The organism is Cobetia sp. SIMBA_158, from assembly GCF_046566945.1.
In the GTDB taxonomy this organism is placed as follows: domain Bacteria; phylum Pseudomonadota; class Gammaproteobacteria; order Pseudomonadales; family Halomonadaceae; genus Cobetia; species Cobetia amphilecti.
This window is the reverse complement of sequence record NZ_JAWJYL010000011.1, coordinates 1-21820: the sequence shown is the minus strand read 5'-3', so window position 1 is coordinate 21820 and position 21820 is coordinate 1. Positions and strand designations below refer to the sequence as shown.

13 protein-coding genes are annotated in these 21820 nt (G+C 61.5%); 1 reads left to right on the top strand and 12 read right to left on the bottom strand.

Annotation, left to right across the window (positions count from 1 at the left end):
* Positions 1–45 precede the first annotated feature (45 nt).
* The 6 genes from astD to fabV all read right to left on the bottom strand — a co-directional run bounded on the left by astD (position 46) and on the right by fabV (position 7626).
* Complete coding sequence (gene astD / locus R2R70_RS14925) at positions 46–1545, bottom strand: succinylglutamate-semialdehyde dehydrogenase (protein ID WP_410978401.1); 1500 nt, start codon at positions 1543–1545, stop codon at positions 46–48.
* 152 nt (positions 1546–1697) lie between these two features.
* Entirely contained in the window at positions 1698–2729 is a 1032-nt protein-coding gene (astA, locus tag R2R70_RS14920) for an arginine N-succinyltransferase (RefSeq protein WP_410978400.1), read from the bottom strand.
* Positions 2729–3790 (bottom strand): arginine N-succinyltransferase, encoded by a 1062-nt coding sequence (locus R2R70_RS14915; RefSeq protein WP_410978449.1) that lies wholly within the window; start codon positions 3788–3790, stop codon positions 2729–2731. Before R2R70_RS14915 ends, astA begins: the two co-directional genes overlap by 1 nt.
* A 23-nt stretch (positions 3791–3813) precedes the next feature.
* Complete coding sequence (locus R2R70_RS14910) at positions 3814–5034, bottom strand: aspartate aminotransferase family protein (RefSeq protein ID WP_410978399.1); 1221 nt, start codon at positions 5032–5034, stop codon at positions 3814–3816.
* A gap of 156 nt (positions 5035–5190) precedes the next feature.
* Positions 5191–6192, bottom strand: coding sequence for a GlxA family transcriptional regulator (locus R2R70_RS14905; protein ID WP_200906740.1), 1002 nt, complete (start codon positions 6190–6192; stop codon positions 5191–5193).
* A gap of 231 nt (positions 6193–6423) precedes the next feature.
* Positions 6424–7626, bottom strand: a complete 1203-nt coding sequence (fabV, locus tag R2R70_RS14900) for an enoyl-ACP reductase FabV (RefSeq protein ID WP_410978398.1) — start codon at positions 7624–7626, stop codon at positions 6424–6426.
* A gap of 350 nt (positions 7627–7976) precedes the next feature.
* On the opposite strand from fabV, the gene R2R70_RS14895 reads away from it, so the two are divergent.
* Positions 7977–8390, top strand: a complete 414-nt coding sequence (locus R2R70_RS14895) for a hypothetical protein (protein WP_166020033.1) — start codon at positions 7977–7979, stop codon at positions 8388–8390.
* A gap of 172 nt (positions 8391–8562) precedes the next feature.
* On the opposite strand, the gene R2R70_RS14890 is transcribed toward R2R70_RS14895, so the two are convergent.
* The 6 genes from R2R70_RS14890 to R2R70_RS14865 all read right to left on the bottom strand — a co-directional run.
* Complete coding sequence (locus R2R70_RS14890) at positions 8563–9231, bottom strand: transglutaminase-like cysteine peptidase (RefSeq protein WP_213114967.1); 669 nt, start codon at positions 9229–9231, stop codon at positions 8563–8565.
* Positions 9232–9253: 22 nt separating this feature from the next.
* Entirely contained in the window at positions 9254–11203 is a 1950-nt protein-coding gene (locus R2R70_RS14885) for an EAL domain-containing protein (protein ID WP_410978397.1), read from the bottom strand.
* A gap of 66 nt (positions 11204–11269) precedes the next feature.
* The gene (locus tag R2R70_RS14880) at positions 11270–12577 is read right to left on the bottom strand and encodes a TolC family outer membrane protein (protein ID WP_410978396.1); all 1308 of its coding nucleotides are present in this window, start codon (positions 12575–12577) and stop codon (positions 11270–11272) included.
* 33 nt (positions 12578–12610) lie between these two features.
* Entirely contained in the window at positions 12611–13993 is a 1383-nt protein-coding gene (locus R2R70_RS14875) for an HlyD family type I secretion periplasmic adaptor subunit (protein ID WP_043334429.1), read from the bottom strand.
* Positions 13986–16160, bottom strand: a complete 2175-nt coding sequence (locus tag R2R70_RS14870; RefSeq protein WP_286173943.1) for a type I secretion system permease/ATPase — start codon at positions 16158–16160, stop codon at positions 13986–13988. Before R2R70_RS14870 ends, R2R70_RS14875 begins: the two co-directional genes overlap by 8 nt.
* Positions 16161–16257: 97 nt before the next feature.
* Positions 16258–21820: VCBS domain-containing protein (locus R2R70_RS14865; RefSeq protein WP_410978395.1), on the bottom strand; the 5563-nt coding region annotated here is incomplete at its 5' end.

Genomic DNA, 21820 nt, shown 5'->3' with positions numbered 1-21820 from the left:
GTGGTCAACAATGGGTAAGCGGCAGCGGTGCCCGAACGGACGGTCTTACAGACGGATACCGGCCGGCAGGCTCGCGGGCAGCGCCAGCTCCTCGGCTTCCATCGAGGCGACCGGATAGCTGACATAGTCGGCGGCGTAATAGGCACTGGGGCGATGGTTGCCGCTGTCGCCGATGCCACCGAAGGGCGCGTCGCCGGAGGCGCCAGTGGTCTGACGGTTCCAGTTGACGATGCCTGCGCGAATGCGCAGCAGGAAGTCGTCCCAGTCAGCGCGATCGCCACCGATCAGCCCGGCCGAGAGGCCGTAGCGGGTGTCATTGGCCAGCGCGAGGGCGTCGTCCCAATCGGCGTAGCGGTGGATCTTGAGCAGCGGACCGAAGAATTCCTCGTCCTCGAGCGCAAGGCCAGTGACATCGATCAGCGCCGGGCTGAGCAGACTGGTGCCCTCTTCCACCTGCTGCATGCGCACGATGACGTTGCCGCCCAGCGCTTCGAGATCGTCCTGCGCCTTGAGCAGCCCCTCGGCCGCGGCGACGCTGGCCAGGCCGCCATAGAAGGGGGCGTCCTGCGCGAACTGCCCCGCCACCCGCAGCTCACGCAGCGCCGTGGCCAGTGTCTCGATCAGACGATCACCGACCTCGCCCTGCGGCACGATCAGGCGTCGAGCACAGGTACAGCGCTGACCGCCCGAGGCGAAGGCCGACTGGATGATCGCCAGCACCGCGGCGGTTTCATCCTGCACATCGCGCACCACCAGCGGGTTGTTGCCGCCCAGTTCCAGCGCCAGCAACTTGCCGACTTGACCGGCGAACTGACGGTGCAGCAGCTTGCCGACCTTGGCACTGCCGGTGAACAGCAGCCCATCGATGCCCTCAGACTGGGACAGGGCCTGGCCGACTTCCGCCGCGCCCTGCACCAGATTGATCACGCCGGCGGGCAGGCCCGCGGCCTCCCAGCACTGCAGGGTAAGATCGGCGGTGGCCGGGGTCAGCTCGGAGGGCTTGAACACGCAGGCATTGCCCGCCAGCAGCGCCGGCACCATGTGGCCGTTGGGCAGATGGCCTGGGAAGTTGTAGGGGCCGAAGACCGCCATCACACCGTGCGGACGGTGGCGCAGGACTGCCTGGGTGCCCGCGACATCCCTGGCGCGCTCGCCGGTACGCTCGTGATAGGCCTTCACCGAGATCGCGATCTTGCCGACCATCGCGCCGACCTCGGTGCGCGCTTCCCACAGCGGCTTGCCGGTTTCGCTGGCGATGCTGACCGCCAGCGCTTCGCGGTGCTGCTCCAGCTGATCGCGGAAGCGCTCCACCACCGCCAGACGCGCCTCGAAGCCCAGGCGCGCCCAGGCAGGGAATGCCTGACGCGCTGCCGCGACGGCCTGCTCGACCTGCTCGGCAGTGGCAGCGGCGCCCTGCCACAGAGGTGCGTGGGAGACGGGGTCGGTCTTGGTGAAGGATCCGGCCTCACCCGCTTGCCACGCGCCGTCGATGAAGAGCTGTTGACGCACGTTGAGTGTGGCGGGAGTCGAATTCGTAGTGGTCATGGCATGCCTCATCGAAAGGGCGCGCCGCGCGAGCGGCGCTGAACAAGGAGATCACGGGGCAGTTGGCGATCTGCCCCGCTGATGGCAAAAGGACGCAAGGCGGTATACGCCTGCGAGATGGCGCAAAAAAGCGGAGGCCCGTGTCGGACGCTTCAGCCGGCCAGCACGCGCAGCGTGTCGCCGCCGGTGACGCCGAGGCGTTCGGCCTCATCACGGTGCAGACGCACATGGCAGGCGCCGGAGTCGCCCCGGGTGACGTCGTGGCTGATCCAGCTGGCGCGGAAGTCGGCCATGCCGGTGGTGGCAGCCATCACGGCGGGACGCTCGCAGGCCGGGGCATCACCCGCGATGACCTCGACACTCGCCAGCTGACTGTCACGCACGGCACGCACATCATCGATATAGGCCTCGACCGTCGGGCCACCATCGAAGATGTCGACGTAGCCTTCCCAGCGCAGCCCTTCCTTCTTGAGCATCGCCACCGCCGGACGGGTGTGCTCATGCACCTGCCCGATGGCGGCCCGCGCGGGCTCGGAGAGAAACGGCGTATAGATCGGGAACTTGGGCATCAGCTCGCCGATGAAGCTCTTCTGGCCCATGCCGGTGAGGCGGTCGGCCTCATTGAAGTCCATCGGGAAGAAGTGGCTGCCCAGACACTCCCAGAACGGGCTGCGTCCTTCGGGCGTGAAGACACCGCGCATCTCGGCCAGCACCTTGTCGGGGAAAGCCGCGCGGAACTGGGCCATGAACAGCCAGCGCACCTTGGAGAGCAGCGCGCCGTTGCGGTCCTTGCGCCAGCCCTCACGCAGGAACAACGAGCAGACCTCGGCATCGCCGGTGTGATCGGAGCACAGCGTCAGCGTATCCAGGGTGCGATGCAGATCGAGCTGCACCGAGGAATGCGCCAGCGAACCGAGACGATAGTGATAGAACGGCGCATCGGTGCCCACGCAGGCCTCGATGGCGCAGCAGCCCGCAATGCTGCCATCGCGATCATCCTCGAGCACGAAGAAGTACAGGCGATCATCGCTGGGTTCGCGGCCCTCGAAGGCGGCCAGGGTGCGCTCTATCTTGGCACTGAGAAACTCATGATTGTCCGGCAGCGAGGTGAAGCCGACACCGGTTTCCCGCGCCAGTACCTTGAGGCCTTCGATATCGTGTCGAGCGATAGGACGAATGCGCATTACAACTCTCCCTCATCCATCGTCGGCAATGGCATCGGCACGGCAAGCACCGCACGCCCCTCTTCCACGCCCAGCACCTCGGCCTGCTGCGGCGTCAGCATCAACTGGCCGGTCGGCGTCAGGGCATAGCGCGCCAGCACGCAGCGGAAATCGCCGAGACGCTGGTTGGCCACCATCGCCGGCACCGCATCCGGCAGGCTTTCCTGCGGGCGGATACGCACCGGATGCCAACCGCACTGCTTGAAGGTGTGCAGACGCTCGCACTCCGCCAGCAGCAAGGGGCCGGCATCGAAGATATCGACATGACGCGAGCGCGAGAAGCCCTCGGCGAGCATCTCCCGCATGGCGTACTCATGGCGCGGATTCTCACGCCCGATGGCGGCGCGCGCCTGGGGGGTGAGCAGCGGCAGATAGAGCGGGAACGGCGGCATGACTTCGGCGATGAAGCTCTTGGAGCGCACCCCCGCCATCTGATTGATTTCATTGAAATCACGATCAAAGAAGTGCTGACCGACGCTGTCCCAGAAAGGGCTGACCTGACGCTCGTCGCGCGTTTCCAGATAGCCCGGGAAGGCCACCGCCAGTTCGGTGGCGAAGCGTTCCGGGTACTGAGCGATGAACATCAGGCGTGCGCGGCGCAGCAGGCTGTCCGCATCCGTCTCGCGGTAGCGGGCATCCAGCGACAGTGCGCACAGCAGCGTGGCATCCGACACCTCATGCGACAGCGACAGCGTCTGCACTTCGTGGCGCACGTTGAGCTGCTGCGAGGCGTGGATCAGCGTTTCCTGACGATAGGTGTAGTAGGCCTCCCGCGCGCCAGCCTCGGCGCGCAGCGAGGCGGTACCGACCACTTCGCCGGTGTCGAGATCTTCCAGCACGAAGCAGTAGATCTCATCGCCCGGGAAGTCGATCTCGGCACGCAGACTGCGCTGGGAGCGCAGGATACGCTCCTCGAGGCGGTCACGATGTGCCGGCAGATTGGTCAGGCGAGGCGTGGCCGTGGCCGCGAGCCGCTCAAGGGCGAGCAGATCGCGGCTTTCGGCAGGCCGCACCACCAGCATCGGGGCACTGCTCATGGCGCTGCTCATGCAGATGCAGAGGCGGCGACGAAGTTCGCCACGGCGCGGTCGAGCTTGTCGAGACCGCTCTGGATCTCCTCTTCACTGATCACCAGCGACGGTGCCAGACGCAGCACGTCAGGACCGGCGATCAGCACCATCAGACCTTCTTCCATCGCCAGGTTGAGAATGTCCTTGGCACGCCCTGCGTAATCCGGCGCCATCTGGGCACCGATCAACAGACCCATGCCACGTACTTCCTTGAAGACACCGTGACGCTTGGCGATGCCTTCCAGACCGTTGCGCAGCAACTCGTGGCGGTGGGCGACGCCCTTGAGCACTTCCTGCGTGTCGATGGTCTCGAGCGCCGCCAGACCCACGGCACACGCCAGCGGGTTGCCGCCGTAGGTGGAACCGTGAGTGCCGATGGCCATGGCCGGCGCGATGCGATCGGTGGTCAGCATGGCGCCCAGCGGGAAGCCGCCGCCGATGCCCTTGGCGGTGGTCAGGATGTCCGGCACCACTCCGAAGTGCTGGTAGGCGTACAGGTGGCCGGTACGCCCGGCACCGCTCTGGACTTCATCGAAGATCAGCAGCGCATCGTGCTGGTCGCACAGTTCACGCAGTCCTTCCAGGAAGGCCTGCTCGCCCGGGATGATGCCGCCCTCGCCCTGCAGCGGCTCGACGATGATCGCGCAGGTGTCATCGCCCATCAGCTCGCGCACGGAGTCGAGATTGTTGAATTCGGCGTGCTGGATACCGCCCGGGATCGGCCCGAAGCCCTGGGAATACTTGGGCTGGCCACCGACGCTGACGGTGAAGAAGGTACGGCCATGGAAGGACTGACGGAAGGAGATGATCTTGTCCTTCTTCTCGCCATGGGTGTCGTGGGCGAAACGACGCGCCAGCTTGAGCGCGGCCTCGTTGGCCTCACCACCGGAGGAGCAGAAGTAGACCTTGTCGGCGAAGGTGCGCTCGGTCAGCGCCTTGGCCAGCGCCAGTGCCGGCTCGTTGGTGTAGACGTTGGACAGGTGCCAGACCTTGTCGGCCTGGTCCTTGAGCGCCTTGACCAGCGCCGGGTGGCAGTGACCCAGCGAGGTGACGGCGATGCCACCGGCGAAGTCGATGTACTCGCGACCTTCCTGATCCCACAGACGGCTACCCTCGCCGCGTACCGGAATGGCAGCCTGGGGTGCGTAGTTGGGCACCATGGCATGGTCGAAATCGGCACGGGTCAGCTGGGTCATCGTCTCTTCCTCATCGCGGGGTCTTGGCATGGCCGGCCGATGTTCGGCAAGCCACGAGTCATGACACTCGAGTATAGGGAGGCGAGATGACAAAGACTTTCAGCGAAAGGACGACGACTTATGTCAGGAGGCGACTTTTGTCATCCAGGGCAGGGGTCAGGCCTGCAGCATGAGACGTTCGTCGCGGGGGCTGCGCCCGAAATGGTTGCGAAACGCCGTGGAGAAGTGAGCGGCGCTGGAAAAGCCGGTGGCCAGCGCGATCTCGCCGATCGGCTGATCGCTCTCGCGCAGCAGCTGACGCGAGCGCGCCAGGCGGAGATCCAGATAGTAGCGGCTGGGCACCGCCTGCAGATGCTTCTTGAACAGGCGCTCCAGCTGACGCCGCGAGATGCCGAGGTGCTCGCCGATCTCGTGGGTGGACAGCGGCTCCTCGATATTGGCCTCCATCAGCGTCACGGCCTCCACCAGCGGCTGGGGCGCATGGGCGAAACGGTTCTTGAGCGGCACGTGCTGCGGCTCGTCCGCCAGCCGGATACGCTCGCAGACGAAGTGCTCGGAGACCTTCTCGGCCAGCGCGCGACCATGTTGCTGGGCGATCAGCGTCATCATCATGTCCATCGCCGCGGTACCGCCGCCGCAGGTGACACGATCGCGGTCCAGCTCATAAAGCTGATGGGAGACGTTGACCTGCGGGAAGTCGCGGCGGAAGGATTCGGCGCGCTGCCAGTGGATCGTCGCACGATAGCCATCGAGCAACCCGGCGCGGGCCAGCTCACGAGTGCCGGTGGAGATGCCGCCCAGCATCACGCCACGCTCGGCCAGACGCTTGAGCCAGGCCAGCAGCGCGGGATTCGAGGCTACCTCCTGCAGGCCTGCCTCGCCCGCCGGCTGAGCACCGCACACGAACAGGGCGTCCAGATGGCGCGAATCACTGGCGACCAGACTGTCCGGCGAGAGACTCAAGCCCGCCGCGGACGCCACGCCGCGCCCGTCAAGCGCGAAGGTGACGGCCCGATAGAGTGTCTGCCCCGCGAGCTGATTGGCCACCTGCAGGGGCTCCAGCGCACAGGCCTGGGACAACAACGAGAAGCCGGGCAGCAGCACGAAGCCTATCTGGCGTTGCTGGGCCTGGGGGGAAACCAGTGAATCCACGGGCATGAGTGTGAGTCGAGGTCCGTCGCGTGAGGGTGGCGCCATATTGTGCCATGCCTCTGGCACTTGTGCCTGGCCCGGACTGGCATGACGCTCGAGATGAGGGCACCACTCACGACGACGCCACCCCGAAGGATGGCGTCGTCATTGCTCAACATGCAGTGCTCAGCGGGCAGCGCTCAGCGAGCTGCCAAGCCCTCGGCGCCTATGCTGAGGCGCGCTTATATTGAGGCGCTCTTACATCTGAACGACATCGAATTCGACATCGGTGGCGACATCGGCATCGTAGTCGACGTCGTCACGGGTGAAGCCGAACAGCTTCAAGAATTCCTGCTTGTAGCTGGCGTAGTCGGTGATGTCGAACAGGTTGTCGCTGGTGACCTGCGGCCACAGTTCCTGACAGGCCTGCTGGACGTCGTCCTTCAGCTCCCAGTCGTCGAGACGCAGACGGCCGGACTCGTCGGTGGCGATCTCGCCTTCGCCGTAGAAGCGCTCGGCGTAGAAGCGGTTGAGCTGCTCGATGGTGCCTTCGTGCAGGCCCTTCTCCTTCATGATCTTGTAGACCATGGAGATGTAGAGCGGCATGACCGGGATCGCGGCGCTGGCCTGGGTGACCACGGACTTGAGCACGGCCACGTGGGCACGACCGCCTTTGGCGGACAGCTTCTCGTGGATGCTGCCGGCGGCGCGGTCCAGATCTTCCTTGGCGCGACCCAGCGCACCGTGCCAGTAGATCGGCCAGGTGATCTCGGTACCGATGTAGCTGAAGGCGACGGAGCGGGCGCCCTCAGCCAGCACGCCGGCATCGTCCAGCGCCTGCATCCACAGCTCCCAATCCTGACCACCCATCACGGTGACGGTATCTTCGATTTCCTGCTCGGTGGCCGGCTCGACCTCCGCTCCGATGATGGCGTCCTTGTTGGTGTCGATGGCAGTCGCACGGTAGGTCTCGCCGATCGGCTTGAGCACGGAGCGCTTCACTTCACCGCTATCCGGCAGCTTGCGCACCGGAGAGGCCAGTGAGTAGACGACGAGGTCGACTTCGCCCATGTTGGCCTTGATCAGCTCGATGGCCTTGGCGCGTGTCTCGTGCGAGAAGGCATCGCCATTGATGGCCTGGCTGTAGAGGCCTTCCTGCTTGGCGAACTTGTCGAAGGCGGCAGAGTTGTACCAGCCTGCGGTGCCGGCCTTCTTCTCGGTGCCCGGCTTCTCGAAGAACACGCCCAGGGTATCGGCGCCATAGCCGAAGGCTGCCGTGATGCGTGCCGCGAGGCCATAGCCGCTGGAAGAACCGATCACCAGCACCTTCTTCGGACCACCGTCACGCTTGTCACCGACTGTCTTGCGGGTGATGGCGATCTGCTCGGCGACATTCTGCTCGCAGCCCTTGGGATGTGTGGTGGTGCAGATGAAGCCACGAACCTTGGGTTTGATGATCACGTAAAGAACCTCGTTTGCTGTTGGCCCGGCGTGTACCCGCCGATGCGATACTCGCTTCACCCTGACAGCAGGCAATGGCCGTCCTTGGGTGGTGAAGCGTATCGTGAAATAGGGCGTTCGAATCCCGTAAAGCAGGCTCAGTGCCAGCTCATGGGCGCTATTCTAGCGGCTGTCGGCGACGCTGTCCGCCCTGCCGTCATGATCCGCCATCTGCCTGCATATCACTGGAGCCAGCCGCGGCGGCTGCCGTATCATGTAGGCCTTTTCACGTACTGCCATTCCACTGCCGTCCTGCATTCGCCGCTGATTGCCAGCCGCACTGTCCGACAGGCTCTGCCCAGGATGTTTTCATGAACGATCAGAACGCTCACCTCGCCCCCGATGTGGCCGCCCTGCTCGAGCGCCGACAGGACATCTGGCTGGCGCTGTCTCCACTGTGGCTGGAGCGCGACCCACGTGAAGCCGAGTATCAGCACATGGCAGAAGTCGTCGAAGCCCAGGGGCTTAGCTTCCAGGAACTGGAAAAGCTCTATCGGCTGGAGATGGCGCCGGTACTGGTGCGAGAACAGGTCAGCATGACGCCCAACTTCAAGGGCTTCGATGACAGCCAGCTGCTGTCACGCCTGCTGCAGCATACGCATCGTCTGACACGTGGCCGGCGCATGTTCTGGCTACTGTTTTCGGGGTTGGCCACGATGCCGAGCCGCCATCGCTACGGCAATCTGCTCGAGATCCTGCACCTGCGCGGCAATACGCCCCGCTAATGCGTGCCCCGCAATCTGTACGGGGAAGCTCGCAAGGGCTCTGGCCAGCAACGCCTGAATGACAAGACACCCCGCGACCGGAAGGTCACGGGGTGTCTTGTCATGCTGTAGTGCTTAATAGTGCTTGGCAGAGCTCAATCGCCATTCCTCGAGGGGGCTTTCGCCGCCAGGCTCATGGCCGTTTATGACGCGGTACTCTCAGCACCCCTTGTGCGCGGCGCTTCTGCCAATCAGACAGACTTGAAAGGCCTCGGCTGTCGCTGATGCGCTTGCCCCCTTCCAGACGTTTGCTCATCCACAGCGCACTGCCATTGAAACTGTAGATAGGCAGCAGGTCCGTGCGCTCACTGGCCGGCAGGATGGAACTGTTCAGGTTGTCCAGTACATCAGGATTGCGCGTATTGGCGCCCTGATAGGTCACGACCATGTGGAACTGGTTGAGGCTGAGCGCCTTGACGTAGTGCAGACGCAGGCGGTCTTCCGGTACGCCAAGCTCGCGCAGGGTCAGGTACTTGGCCATGGCGAAGTCGTCGCAATCACCAGCCCCTGCCCCCAGAAACTCCTGCGGCGTCGCCCAGTAATCGGTCGCTCCCCAGACGCTGAGGTCATCGGTGAAGTTGAGACGATTGAAGAAATCGTTCACTTCGCTCAACTGACGCCTGATCGGCGCGCCCTCCAGACGCTGCAACAGTTGCTGCCATTGCTGCACACGATTCCAGCCACCTGTCCCGTAGATCTGGATGAACTGGCGGGAATCCACCGCCTGTGCCAGACCCGCACCGAGCGACAACGCCAGCAGCACCCCGACCGCAAGACCCTCCCACCAGCGGCGATGATTCATGTCGAGGCACCCTGAATGTCACTTAGCGAGGCATATCTTCTGCTGGATTGGCGAGCCTTGCCATGACATCGACTGCCGGTGACACGAAGCCCTGATAGCCATCTGCGCCCAGCGACATCGCCCGCTCCTGATCCGCCTCGGACTCGACGCGGGTCACGATGACCTGCGACTCGACCTGATGCGCGGTCATGCACAGACTCTGCAACAGCTCGGTGTCGACATCTTCGCGCTTGAAGAACGCCTGGTCGATCTTGACGTAATCAGGCCGCAGCGCCGACAGATAGCTGAGCTCCTTCAGCTCACGGGCGAAGCGGTCGATGCCACCCCGCGCGCCCAGTCGACGAGCATGTCGGAACAGCATCTTGATACGCTCCTGATGCCTGAGGGCGATGCTTTCGGACACCTCGATATCCAGACGCTTGCACAGGCGCGGATGCGCCGCCAACCAGTTGAGCAGACCAATATAACTGGCTTCATCGTCGAAGGTTTCTTCGGTCAGGTTGAGCGCCAGCCTGGGCACTTCAATCCTGTCGATATAGGACGCCAGCCACTCCAGAGCGCGCAGATCAAACTGCGCCCCCATGCGGAAATGGCGAATCACGGGCAGGAAATCACCCGCACGATGCAGTTCATCACCATCGCGCAGACGGGCAAACAGCTCGCGGTGGAGCTCGCCACCATCATTGAGCAACACCGGCTGAGCGACGAAATCGAGCCCCTTGGGGGAATCCAGAGCCTTTTCGATGATCTCGCGCCACTCGCCTCGCGGACGCGCACGGCCACCCGCAGGGGCCAGTTCCACGCCCGATCCTTGCTCGATGGCCTGACGAAGCGTGGCATCTGCTACGGCAAACATCTGGGTGCGCTGCATGCCCGGCTCACGCCGAACGGCGCCAAGGGCACAGTTCTCCGGCGGAGTATCCACCAGCGGATTGGCATCCAGCAGATTGTCGATGTCCTCCGCCAATAGCGTGAGAAACTCCTGAAGCCGAGTCTCGTCGGTTTCCGGCAGCAACAGGCCGAAATCACTATTGGCCAGACGCGCGGCGATGATCGCCTCACCCGCCAGTTCGCGATCTTCCAGCTTGCGCGCGATGGCTTTCACCAGGGCGTCACGCCCCTTGTAGCCCTGCTCGCGATACACCACCTCGATATGCGACACGCGCAGCAGCGCGAAGCTGCCACCCATTGGCTCGCTCAGCCACTCATCGACCGCTCGATTCAAATAGCCGCGGTTGCCAAGCCCCGATACCGAGTCTTCTTCCGCCTGGCGCTGCAGACGCGCCAACTGCGCGGCCTGAGCCTCGAACTGGGTCTGCAGGCGCTGTCCCAGACGATTGACCGCCGAGGTGATGCCCTTGAGCTCCGCCACGCTGGTCTCTTCCAGCGGCGCGTCGAAGCGCTGCGTCTCCATCTCATTGAGGCGAGACGAGAGACGCTCCAACGGGCGCAGCAGACGGCGCATGACCAATGAGGCAATCAGCAGCGTGATCAGGCCGCCGAGCAACAGCCACAGCGCCAGACGCTTGGCCAGCTGCCAGAGCTGGTCATAGCCCTGGGCAGATTCGCCGGTCAGGCTGATCGTGCCCAGCGACGCCCAACCACCCGGCAGCTCGCGGCTCGCCGATTCCACCGGCATGGGGATCAGGTCACGAAACCACTGCGGGGCCAGACTCTCGCGCACGACATTGAAAGCGATGGGTGTCGCGATGGCCACGCTCTCCAGCCTGGCATCGCGCACATGACCACCATCCACCGTGGCACGTATCAGGGCTTCGGCACTGGCGGCATCGCCAAGCTCTACATGTGGCACCAGCGCGAGACTCAGGCTCTGGGCGAGATTCGAGAGTTCGACGCGTTGTCGTTCGGCCAATGCATCACGGGTGTTGTTGACCTGGATGAAGAAGATACCGAGGGAGAACCCCAACAATACCAGCAACATCAAGGTAAACAGGCGGCGCGAAAGACTCATCTGATTTCCTCATCAACCATCAGCATGGCAACGGCGCATCCAGGGTGCGGGAGCGCCGTGAGTGGCTTAGCCCTGTTGTTGGACGGGGACGGCAACATTCATGGAATCCAGCAGAGCGCCGGTCGCCGACAGCAGGCGATAGTTGGCGGTTTCCAGATCAAAACGGGCGCGAATCAGGTTCTGCTGAGAGGTGAACAGCTCACTCTCGCTATCCAGAAGGTCCAGCAATGTGCGGCGCCCGATATCGAATTGCTTGCGATAACTCTCGCGGGTATCGGTCGCGGCACGCACATAACTTTCCAGGTAATCGATCTGACGCTTGAGGTTCTCGCGGGCATTCCATGCCAGACGAATCTCGTCACGCACATCGCGCATCACGCGATCATTGTCGTGCTCGACCGCTTCCAGCGCTGCCTGACGACCGCGGATCTCGGATTGATCACGGCCGCCACGATACAGGTTGTAGCGCATGACCAGTTCGACGCTCCAGTCGTCTGACTTGCTCTTGTCCTGATCATAATCATTGTCCAGCGTGCGATTGCCCTCGAGACTGAACTCGGGATAGTTATCGCCCTTCTCGGCGTTCACTTCATGGCGTGCAGCGTCAATGGAGACCCGCGCTGCCGCCAACAGCGGGTTGCGCTGATTGGCCTGCACGTAGGCGCTCTCGACATCCTCGCTGAGCAGGCTGGTGTCGATGCCCGGCATGCTGAGGTCCGACGGCATCTCGCCCACCAGACGCAGATAGGCAGAGCGGGAATCCTCGAGATTGTTGATCGATGACAGCACGCTGGCTTCGGCATTGGCCAGACGACCATCCACCTGACGCACGTCACTGCGCGCACCAAGGCCGGATTCCGCACGCCGCCCGATATCATTCGAGATGCGACGGTGAGCCTCGAGATTGGCTTGTGCATACTTGAGAATCAGCTCATCACGCATGACCTGCAGATAGGCACCGGCCGTATCCAGCGCGATGTCATTGGCCTCGGCCGCGACCTGCAGGCGCTGGTAATCCGCCTCTGTCTCGGCCTGGCGGATGCGCTCGATTGTCGTGTTGCCGTCCCAGAGCAGCTGACGGATGGTCAGATCAAGGCGCGTGTAATCATGCCAGTCGTCATCGTCATTGACGCCGTCATCTTCCGAGTCGAACTTGCCATAACCCAGGCGACCGGTCAGATCCACCGTCGGGCGATACGCCCCGCGCTGGGTTTCCGCTTCTTCGAGTCGCTGGATGTGACGTGAAACCTGAACACGCGTGCGCGGGTTTTCCATTACCGCTCGGGATACGGCCTCTTCAAGAGTCGCAGCCGAAGCCTGAACGCCAAACCCCGTCCCTGCGGCGATGCTCAACGCCAAGAGTGTCTTTTTCATTATGAGTTACCCTCGAATCCATCAAATCCTTGATCAACGTTCACGCAAGGCACCTTGCCTGGCGCGCAGAATCGGCTTCATCAAATATTGCAGTACGGTCTGATTGCCAGTGATCACATCGACACTGGCCTGCATGCCCGGGATGATCGTGAGCGGATCCGAGTCACTACCAAGGTGGTTCTGCTCCGTCAGCACCTTGATCTCGTAGAAACTGTTGCCTTCTTCATCCTGCACAGTATCCGCACTGATCTGATCGACCTTGCCTTCCAATCCACCGTAGATGGTGAAATCGTAGGCAGATAACTTGACGACGGCCGGCTGTCCGATTCTCAGGAAGCCGATGTCCTTGGGAGCGACTCGCGCCTGAACCAGCAGCTGATCCTCGATGGGAACGATCTCCATCAGGTCTTCCCCAGGCTCGATGACGCCACCTATGGTATTGATATTCAGCGTCTTGATGGCGCCCTGAACCGGAGAGGTCACCAAAGTACGATCGAGTCGGTCCTGAAGACTGGTGCGCCCCTCACGCAAGCGACCCAGATCCGCCTGGGTCTTGGCGAGCTCTTCCGCAGCACGTGAGCGGAATTCCTGCGCGACGCCGACCCGATTCGAGATGGCCTCATCCAGCTCCGATTGCTTGCCCGGCACGGCCAGACGCGCCGACTCAAGATCACCCCGCAGGTCGTTGACCTCACGCTGGATCTTGAGAAGGTCCACCTGAGAGACCACGCCTTCACGCACCAGCGGGGCCGTCATGCCGAGCTCGCGACGTGACAGTTGATAACTGCGCTCGAGACTGTTGATGCGCGATCTCAACTCACGCAACTCCTGCTCCTTCTGCAGAATCTGTTCACGCGCGCCATTGAGGCCACTGTTGAGCTGATTCAGATGCGTGCGATACGCCGTCATCGCACGCGACACGAGAGCGGGACTGCGTGCCTTGAATTCTTCGTCGAAGGGCAACTCGATATTCTTCACGCTCACCTGATCCTTCCAGGCATCCGCGGAGGCGTTGACCTCGATGGAATCAAGCTCGGTGTCGTACTGCATGATGGTGGCCTGCAGGCCATCGAGGGTCGAGACACGCTCGCGCAGATCGGAACCTGCACTGGTGTCGTCGATGCGCAGCAGTGGCTCCCCCGGCGAGACGACCTGACCTTCCTTGATATAGATCTCGCGCACGATACCGCCTTCCAGGTTCTGGACGACCTGCAGGTGCGTCGAGGGCACGACCTTGCCGGACCCGCGCGTGACGACCTCCAGACTCGCCTGACTGGCCCAGATCACGAAGATGACCACGAATGCGAGCACCATCCAGATCAGGATGCGCGACTTCCAGGGAGTCGCCAGCAACACGGCCGAACTGACATCGTCGAGATGGTGAAGGTCACGCTGCTCAATCGGTGCCTTAGCCACGATTCACCTCCTGCTTGCGCCCGGCGACACGGCCTTCATTCAGGGCGCTCAGCACCTGCTGCTTGGGACCATCGGCGACGATGCGCCCCCCTTCCATGACGATGACGCGGTCTACCACGTCGAGCATGCTGCTCTTGTGGGTGACCAGCACCAGCGTCTGGCTGCGTGGCAGGGACTTGAGCATTCTGCGCAGGCGCAGCTCGGCGCGGTTATCCATGTGCGAACCGGGCTCATCGAGCAGCAAGAGCGGAGGACGCATCAAGAGCGCGCGTGCCAGCAAGACCGTCTGACGCTGACCGCTGGAGAGCATGCGCCCACCCTCACCCACCTGACGGTCCAGTCCTTCAGGGTGATGACGAGTGAATTCGGTCACACCGGAGGCATCAGCCGCGAGTTCGACCTGTACGTCACTGGCGTGTGGTTGGCCGAGGGTGATGTTGTCGCGAATGGAGCCGAAGAACAGTGAACTGTCCTGGCCCGCATGACCGATATGCCGACGTACGTCAGCGGGATGCAGCTGATTGAGATCCAGTCCATCGATTCGAACGCTGCCCGCCGTGGCGCGATACAGGCCAGAGACAAGACGCTGCAAGGTACTCTTGCCAGCACCGATACGCCCGATGATCGCGATCCTCTCACCTGGGTTGATGGTCAGTGAGATATCCGACACGGCAGGCGGCGTGTTCGGCGCATAGGCAAAGCCGACGCGGTCGAATTCGATGCGCATCTGCAGGTGCTCGCGGTGAACGTAACGACGATCTTCCGACTCTTCCGGCAATGCCATGATCTGCTCAAGCGCACTCATGGCACTGCGAGTCTGACCGATGCGCGTGATCAGCAACGCCAACTGTCCCAGCGGCTGCAACGCTCGCCCGGACAGCATGACCGCAGCGATCAAGCCACCGACAGACAGGCGTGCATCCGCGATCAGATAGACCCCGAACACGACCAGCGCCACCGTGGTGGCCTGTGTCAGCGACATGCTCAACGAGCTGACAGAGGTCGTCAGGTTGCGGCTTTTCACCCCCCAATGCGCGATCTGCCCGACGGCGCGTTCATATCGACGCTGGGTTTCGCCCTGAGCATTGGCCAGCTTGAGGCTCTCGAGGCCGGAGACCGCTTCGACGAGGCGCGCATTGCGCTCCGTCGCCAGGCGCGACCCCTGCTCGATGCTGCTGCGCAGCGGCTTCTGGATCGCCAGACTGTAGACAAGCAGGATCACGAGCGCGGCGAAGGGCACCAGAACCAATGGCCCCGCCACGATCCAGATCACCAGCAGGAACAGCAGGGCAAACGGCAGATCGACCAGGGTGGTCAGGGTCGCGGAGGTAAAGAACTCGCGGATCGAATCAAACTCCTGCAGGTGCTTCACATAGCCACCGACGGAGCCGGGACGCGCTTCCATCCGCAGGTTCATGGTCTTGGAGAAGAGCTTCGAGGTCAGCAACACCTCGGACTTCTTGCCGGCCGTGTCCATGAAGTAGGCACGTGTCTGGCGCATCACGAAGTCGAACACCATGATGATCGCCATGCCCGTCGCCAAGACCCACAGCGTGTTGAAGGCCAGATTGGGCACGACCTTGTCATAGGCGTTCATCACGAACAGTGGCGATGCCACGGCAAACAGGTTGATCAATATCGACGCCAGAATCACGTCACGATAGATCGGCCGCGACAGCTTCAGCGTTGACCAGAACCAATGGCCATCGCTCTGCTTGAGTGTTTCCGGTGCGCGTTCATCAAAGCGGTGCTCCTGCTTGAGATAGACGACACGCCCATCATGACGCTCAGCCAGAGACTCGATGTCGACCAGCTCATCACCCTCGGCCTCAGGCTGATGAATCCTGGCCTTGCCTGCGTCGTTGTCGACCTCCAGCAAGACGACAGCACGCTCTTCCTTGAGTATGAGAATGCACGGCATCAGCATGTCGCTGACGGCCGTGATCTGCTGGTTGACCAGTTTGGCACTCAGATTGGCACGTGCCGCGGCACGACTGACAAGCGCCAGGGGAAGACGGCCTTCCTCCATGGGAAGGCCATCGACCAGCACTGCTGCAGATCTGGGATTGCCGTGGTAACGCGCCATGAAGACCAGCGCATTGAGAAGGGGGTCGCCCTCCCTCTCGCCAACGGGCTCCGGTCTTAATGGCGTGGGTTGATCGCTCAACCTGTCCTCCTTAGTAGGGCACTTCGCAGATGTCTCTACGGCAAAGTCTAATACAGCAAGGGGAGACAGCCTAAGCCATCTCCCCTATCACATCGATTCAGCCGTCAACGTTCGTCTTGAGACTGTTGCTGTCGAGCAGAGATTGAATGATCTGCGTATCCGTGTCACCACCTGATGTCAGGTCGACATCCTGCAGATTGATCTCTTGCGTGATATTGCTGCCGTCGGATCCATCGACACTGATCTCGATATTGGTGCCACCTTCTCCATCTGACTCGAAGTGCAGGAAGCTCGAGAGCGTATCGGCATCATCGTTGGACTGAAGCAGATCGGAAAGATCGATGACATCACCATCCGCGACACTGAAGTCGGTGATGGTATCCGTCGCCCTGCCGCCTTCGCTGTTGATGTCATGACCGCTCAGCCACTGGAAGGTATCGGCACCATCGCCGCCGGTCAGGATGTCATTGCCGGCACCTCCGACTAGAAGATCATCGCCCTCACCACCAGAGAGGATATCGTTGCCGGTGCCGCCCCGCAGCGTATCGTTGCCGCTGCCACCTTCCAGACGATCGCTGCCCTCGCCACCGCTCAGGGTGTCATTGCCGCCTTGGCCAATCAGATAGTCCGCATAGAACGGGCCATCGCCATCGCCCATCAGGGTCTCGTTGCCAGAGGTCCCGATCAGGACCGACAGCTTGTCGACGTCGATGCTGACACTTGAGGCGTTGGTATCCCCGTCATTGTCGACCGTCACGTAATCGAAGCTGTCTGTGGAGCGCTCAGTAACATTGCTAGGCGGCGTGTAGGCGAAGTCACCGCTCCCCAGATTGAACAGCATGCTGCCACCCAGGTCCGTAGAGATGGTCAACTCCAGGCTGCCCGCATCGTAGCTGCTATTGTCCGTGCCCACTGCAGACACGGTGTTGGTGGCCGGGTCATAACTGTAGGTCGTGCCATCCACGGTGACCGATTGCAGATAACCGCCATCCGCCCCCAACAGACTGCCATCCACGGAGCTGCCCGAGACAAGCTGACCACTGACCGGTGATTGGACAGTAGCGGCGAGGGTATCGTCGAGATCCTCAAAGCTGGTAACGACAGTGCTATCGAGGTCTTCATCCGCTGAACCGTCATAGGCAATCGGATCAAGATTGCTCTCATTGACAGAGCCTCCCAAACCAATTGAGTAAGACTTAATTGAATTATCGATCAAAAATTGTTGCCATTCGACTTCTTCACCAGCTGAAATCCCAGCAGTTCCAGAAGGACGATTAGGTATGCCATCGGAGAAGAAATAAGACACATTCTGTGCCGATTCAAGAGCACCATCTGCATTAAAATTCCACATTGCCGTATCAAGAGCAGAATCATAATTGGTAGCACCACCGGCTTCCAATGTATCCAATAACAATGAAGCTCTTTCGACCGTTACCCAGCCAGGCGCATACGATGCGTAAGATTGGAAGACAACAAGGTTGACCATCACGTCACCGAAATCATCGTAAGAATCTAGAAGCACCTTGACCGAATCAATAGCACTCTGAAGACGAGTGCTATTGTCAACTCCATCACTCGTACTCATTGAACCCGAGATATCCAGCATTATTGTGACATTGGTATCCACCAAGGTGGACGAGAAGCTCTGCGCTTCCTGCTGCTCGGGGGCATCATCCTCGATGCCGATGGTCAGCGTGCCGGTGGAGCTGGCGCCTTCGCTATCCGTTGCGAGCACACCGAAGTCCAGAGACAGGACATCTTCACCATCACCCGAGTGATCGACCGCCTGACTCAGAGTGAAGGTATAGGCGCCGCTGTCATCGATGGTCACCGTCGCGACTTCATTGCCATCAGCATCGGTTGCCACCATTGACTGGGTGCCGCTGCCGGACCAGGTCACCGCACTGCCACCGGAGGTGATGGCCGTGGCAGGAGCCGTCAATACCAGCGACACGCTGTCACTGTCGACATCCGTGACGGAAACCGTACCGGTGACGGTGGTGGCATCGGTGGTATCCGTGAAGCCATCAGCCGCATCGCTGTCGGCGATACCACCTTCGAGCCCTTCTTCGCTGACGCGGCCTTCAGTCGCAGTCACCACCGGGGCATCATTCGTCCCCTGAATGGTAATGGTGACATCCTGGGTAGCTGTCGCTCCCGCCGTATCCGTGACAGTGACGGTGTAGGTCAAGACCAGCGACTCGCCTGCAGACAGGTAGTCGAAGCTTTCCCCGGCAGCGCTGCTGTCGAAGGACCAGTTGAGCGTACCTTCAGTGCTCTCGTCATCGATGATGGCCCCGGTATCCACACCCAGCAGCGCAAGCAGGTCATCGTTGTCCAACGTGCCGGTATCGCCATCACTGGAGACGCCGGTAACGCTCGGCGTCACGCTATTGCTGAGATCCACGTCATCCACCGACAGAGTCCCGCTGGCACTCAGCGGTGAACCCGTCTCCGTCAGGCTGGCGGCGGCACTGTCGCCACTGCTGACACTTATCTCCGGCGCATCGTTGCTACCTTTGATGGTGATGGTCAGCGTGGTAGTGGCAGTATCACCGTCAGCATCCGTGATCACATAGGTATAGACATCCGTGACCGACTCACCGGCCGCCAGGTACTGCAGGTCGTCGTGTGCTGACTGATAGCTGTAGGATCCATCCGCCGCCAGGGTCAGCTCGCCGTGCTCACCCGTGATCACGGCCGCCGCGCCATCGCTCACCGGGGCAGTCTCCGTTCCGGCGATGACGGCAGTCACGGTTACCGCATCGGCACCCAGAGTATCGGCAGTCGCCGATGTGCCCTCCACGACATTGCCGGTGATGGCAGAAGTGCGATTCTCGCCAATGCTGCGCGCATCAGCGTTGGCTACCGGCACCGTATCCAGCACCGTGACATCAAGACTGTCACTGGTGCTCTGGCCTGCCAGATCCGTCACTACGACGGTGAAACCATCGACGACGCTGTCATCGCCACCGGAATGATCAGCCGCAGTGCCATCTTCCACATAGCTGTAGGAGACCACTCCGGTGTCGGCATCATAGCCAGTGACGGTCAGCGTCCCTTCGCCATCTGGATTGGAGATCACTACCGGTGAGGTGTTGGCATCCGTGATATCCACGCCAGCGATCGTCACTGCCGCGATACCTGCCGCAGCTTTCACGGTAAAGGTATCGGTGAGCGTGCTTCCGGTCGCTTCGGTGACGGACCGGTCTTCCAGTGAACTGATGACCGGCAGCGCATCATCAGTCCCCTTGATGACGATATCCACTGTCGTGCTGGAGCCATCGCTGAGCTGCACGATGTACTGCTCATTGATCGTGTCGGCAGATGTCAGCCCCTGCACAGCGGCAGCGTCGTTATCCAGTGCATAGGTCCAGTTGCCGTCAGCATCGACGACGAAGGTACCGTAGAGACTGCTGTCGTCAGTGGCCGGCGTGAACGTCGGCGCGTCACTATCGACATCGGTCGCGGTCAGCGTCCCTGAAGCTTCCGTCACACCATCTTCGGCAACAGCGCCATCATCGGCACTGATGACGACAGGGTCATCAATCGCTGCGACGTCCTTGAAGCTGAGAATGGCTTCATCAAACTCGATGCCATCCGTGATCACATAGGTGGTGTTGGGTACCGGACCGTTGTAATTCTCACCGGGCGTGAAGGTGAAGGTACCGTCAGCATTGATCAGAAGTGTGCCGACTTCGCCAAGATCCGCTGTCTTGCCCGAGTCGTACGTAACGCCGTCAACAGTGAAGCTCACGACGCTCAACTCATCACCATCAATATCGGTATCATTGGACAGGACATTGCCACTGACTGGCGTATCTTCCTCGACAGGGAACGCACCATCGTTATAGGCCACTGGCTTGTCGTTTGTCCCCTCCACATTGATCGTGATGACAGCAGTATCACTGTCGCCATCCGTATCAGTAATGATGTACGCAAACTCTTCCTTGGCAACTTCGCCAGTGTCCAATACCTGAGCTTTCTCGTCATCCAGGTCATAACTGAAAGAGCCATCGCTTTCGATGGTCAAGCTGCCGTAGCTGCCATCGACGGTAACGCTACCCTCATTGTCTGCCAGTGAAATGCCATCGAGATGCGTGATGGTCACGCCATCAGCGCCCAGCTCATCCAGACCGTTACCCACCACACTGGATATCACGTTCGTATTCAGGACCGGACCGCTATTCGCTGCCGTATCGCCCTCGGTAATGGTGTAGGTATCGTCATTGGCGACAGGCTCGGTATCCAGAATCTTGACGTCAAGGCTGTCGCTGGTGCTCTGCCCGGCCAGGTCAGTGACGACCACGGCGTAGTTGTCGAACACGCTATCGTCGCCAGCCGAGTGGTCCGCAGCCGTGCCATCCTCCACATAGGTGTAGGACACGGTGCCGGAATCGTAGCCCGTGATGGTCAGCGTGCCTTCGTCATCACTCGCGCCCGGGATCACGATGGGGTTGTCCACTGACGCCGAAGTGATATCCGTGCCATTGATGGTGACGCTGGCGATGCCGGCATCCGCTGCCACCTCGAAGGTGTCAGTGACCGTCTCACCCGTGGCCTCGGTCACTTCCTTGTCAGCCAGCGTGATGACCGGCACTGCGTCGGCCGAGCCGGTGATATTGATGGTCAGCGTAGTGCTGGAGTAGTCACCATCGCTGTCTTCCAGCACATAGGTGAAGACATCTTCCGCCGGTTCATTCTCTGCCAGAGACTGCGTCTTGGTGGTATCCAGAACGTAGGTATAGCTGCCGTCACTGTTGAGCGTCAGAGTGCCGTAGTCGCCCGTGACCGTGGCACTGCCGCCGTCGGCAATCCCGGTATCGTTCAGTTTGCAGACCATGAACGGCGCATCTGCACCCAGGACGTCCTCATTGTCATTGGCACCGTCGATCACGTTGCCCGTGAGCTCGTCCGTCGCATCTTCATCAATATCGCGCTCATCCGGCTTGGCCGTCGGCGCGGTATCCAGAATCTTGACGTCAAGACTGTCGCTGGTGCTCTGCCCGGCCAGGTCAGTGACGACCACGGCGTAGTTGTCGAACACGCTATCGTCGCCAGCCGAGTGGTCCGCAGCCGTGCCATCCTCCACATAGGTGTAGGACACGGTGCCGGCATCGTAGCCCGTGATGGTCAGCGTGCCTTCGTCATCAGTCGCACCCGGAATCACGATGGGGTTATCCACTGACGCCGAAGTGATGTCCGTACCATTGATGGTGACGCTGGCGATGCCGGCATCCGCTGCCACCTCGAAGGTGTCAGTGACCGTCTCACCCGTGCCCTCAGTCACTTCCTTGTCAGCCAGCGTGATGACCGGCGCTGCGTCTGCCGAGCCGGTGATATTGATGGTCAGCGTAGTGCGGGAGACATCGCCATCGGCATCGGTGATGCCGTAGGTGAAGACGTCGCTCAGCGGGTCGCTGTCATCGTTCAGTGACTGGACCTCGGCATTGCCGTTGTCCAGCACGTAGCTGTAGCTGCCGTCACTGTTGAGGGTCAGCGTGCCGTAGCTGCCGGCGATCTCGGTACCGGTCGTGTCGTTGACGTTTGCCGCAAGCGCGTCATCGTCTTCCAGAGTGCCTTTCACGACACCGGTGACCGTGGTCGGCGTGTCGCTGCCCAGGGCATCGGCGGCCGCATCGGCATCCGTGCTGTCACCG